The sequence below is a fragment of the Burkholderia sp. ABCPW 11 genome (assembly GCF_001523445.1).
GTDB lineage: Bacteria > Pseudomonadota > Gammaproteobacteria > Burkholderiales > Burkholderiaceae > Burkholderia.
Genome location: NZ_LOVM01000092.1, coordinates 1 through 2,956 on the forward strand (window position 1 = coordinate 1; position 2,956 = coordinate 2,956).

Sequence of the window (2,956 nt, forward strand, 5' to 3'; positions counted from 1 at the left end):
AGACAGACTTGTTATAGGATCAAGCCTTACGGGCAATTAGTATCGGTTAGCTGAACGCATTACTGCGCTTACACACCCGACCTATCAACGTCCTGGTCTCGAACGACCCTTCAAGGAGGTCTAGCCTCCAGGGATATCTCATCTTAAGGCGAGTTTCCCGCTTAGATGCTTTCAGCGGTTATCTCTTCCGAACATAGCTACCCGGCGATGCCACTGGCGTGACAACCGGTACACCAGAGGTTCGTCCACTCCGGTCCTCTCGTACTAGGAGCAGCCCCCTTCAAATATCCAACGCCCACGGCAGATAGGGACCAAACTGTCTCACGACGTTTTAAACCCAGCTCACGTACCTCTTTAAATGGCGAACAGCCATACCCTTGGGACCGGCTACAGCCCCAGGATGAGATGAGCCGACATCGAGGTGCCAAACACCGCCGTCGATATGAACTCTTGGGCGGTATCAGCCTGTTATCCCCAGAGTACCTTTTATCCGTTGAGCGATGGCCCTTCCATACAGAACCACCGGATCACTATGACCTGCTTTCGCACCTGCTCGACTTGTCGGTCTCGCAGTTAAGCACGCTTATGCCATTGCACTATCAGCACGATTTCCGACCGTACCTAGCGTACCTTCGTACTCCTCCGTTACGCTTTGGGAGGAGACCGCCCCAGTCAAACTGCCTACCATGCACTGTCCCCGACCCGGATCACGGGCCAAGGTTAGAACCTCAAACAAACCAGGGTGGTATTTCAAGGACGGCTCCACCGAAACTAGCGTTCCGGCTTCATAGCCTCCCACCTATCCTACACAGATCGGTTCAAAGTCCAATGCAAAGCTACAGTAAAGGTTCATGGGGTCTTTCCGTCTAGCCGCGGGTAGATTGCATCATCACAAACACTTCAACTTCGCTGAGTCTCGGGAGGAGACAGTGTGGCCATCGTTACGCCATTCGTGCAGGTCGGAACTTACCCGACAAGGAATTTCGCTACCTTAGGACCGTTATAGTTACGGCCGCCGTTTACCGGGACTTCAATCAAGAGCTTGCACCCCATCATTTAATCTTCCGGCACCGGGCAGGCGTCACACCCTATACGTCCACTTTCGTGTTTGCAGAGTGCTGTGTTTTTATTAAACAGTCGCAGCCACCAGTTTATTGCAACCCCTTCACCCTCCTGGCGCAGGCCAGTCAAGCTACAAGGGCGTACCTTATCCCGAAGTTACGGTACCAATTTGCCGAGTTCCTTCTCCCGAGTTCTCTCAAGCGCCTTAGAATACTCATCTCGCCCACCTGTGTCGGTTTGCGGTACGGTCATCGTTAGACTGAAGCTTAGAGGCTTTTCTTGGAACCACTTCCAATTGCTTCGCGACCTAAGTCGCTCGCGCCACACCCTTGAATCCTGCGCCCGGATTTGCCTAAGCGCCTTCTCCAATGCAGCGACCGGGACTTCCAACACCCGGACAACCTTCCGCGATCCGTCCCCCCATCGCATCTAACGACGGTGCAGGAATATTGACCTGCTTCCCATCAGCTACGCATTTCTGCCTCGCCTTAGGGGCCGACTCACCCTACGCCGATGAACGTTGCGTAGGAAACCTTGGGCTTACGGCGAGGGGGCCTTTCACCCCCTTTATCGCTACTCATGTCAGCATTCGCACTTCCGATACCTCCAGCACGCTTTTCAACGCACCTTCGCAGGCTTACGGAACGCTCTCCTACCATGCGAGACTAGCTCGCATCCGCAGCTTCGGTATATAGCTTAGCCCCGTTACATCTTCCGCGCAGGACGACTCGATCAGTGAGCTATTACGCTTTCTTTAAAGGGTGGCTGCTTCTAAGCCAACCTCCTGACTGTTTTAGCCTTCCCACTTCGTTTCCCACTTAGCTATATTTGGGGACCTTAGCTGGCGGTCTGGGTTGTTTCCCTCTTGACACCGGACGTTAGCACCCGATGTCTGTCTCCCGTGATTGCACTCTTCGGTATTCGGAGTTTGCTATGGCGGGGTAATCTGCAATAGACCCCCCAACCATGACAGTGCTCTACCCCCGAAGGTGAGACACGAGGCACTACCTAAATAGTTTTCGGAGAGAACCAGCTATTTCCAGGTTTGTTTAGCCTTTCACCCCTATCCACAGCTCATCCCCTAACTTTTCAACGTTAGTGGGTTCGGACCTCCAGTACGTGTTACCGCACCTTCATCCTGGCCATGGATAGATCACCTGGTTTCGGGTCTACGCCCAGCAACTGAACGCCCTATTCGGACTCGCTTTCGCTACGCCTGCCCTATACGGTTAAGCTTGCTACTGAACGTAAGTCGCTGACCCATTATACAAAAGGTACGCCGTCACCCCTTACGAGGCTCCGACTGTTTGTATGCATGCGGTTTCAGGATCTATTTCACTCCCCTCCCGGGGTTCTTTTCGCCTTTCCCTCACGGTACTGGTTCACTATCGGTCGATCACGAGTATTTAGCCTTGGAGGATGGTCCCCCCATCTTCAGACAGGATTTCACGTGTCCCGCCCTACTTGTCGCACACCTAGTTCTTTCATACTGTTTTCGCCTACAGGGCTATCACCTGCTATGGCCGCACTTTCCAGAGCGTTCGGCTAACAATACAAATAAAGAGTGCAAGGCTCATCCCATTTCGCTCGCCACTACTTTGGGAATCTCGGTTGATTTCTTTTCCTGCGGTTACTTAGATGTTTCAGTTCACCGCGTTCGCTTCGCATGGCCTATGTATTCAGCCATGGATACTCCATAAGGAGTGGGTTTCCCCATTCGGACATCTACGGATCAAAGCTTGTTTGCCAGCTCCCCGTAGCTTTTCGCAGGCTACCGCGTCCTTCATCGCCTGTGATCGCCAAGGCATCCACCACATGCACTTGTTCGCTTGACCCTATAACGAGTCTGTCTCATCTTTCGACGCTACAGTCGCTACAGGTTGAGTTCTCGCGT

General features: G+C 53.0%; 1 rRNA gene. It reads right to left on the bottom strand.

The features are described 5' to 3' along the window. Positions 1 to 15: 15 nt before the first annotated feature. Positions 16 to 2,897 (bottom strand): 23S ribosomal RNA (locus tag WS61_RS28995). Between the last annotated feature and the right edge of the window lie 59 nt (positions 2,898 to 2,956).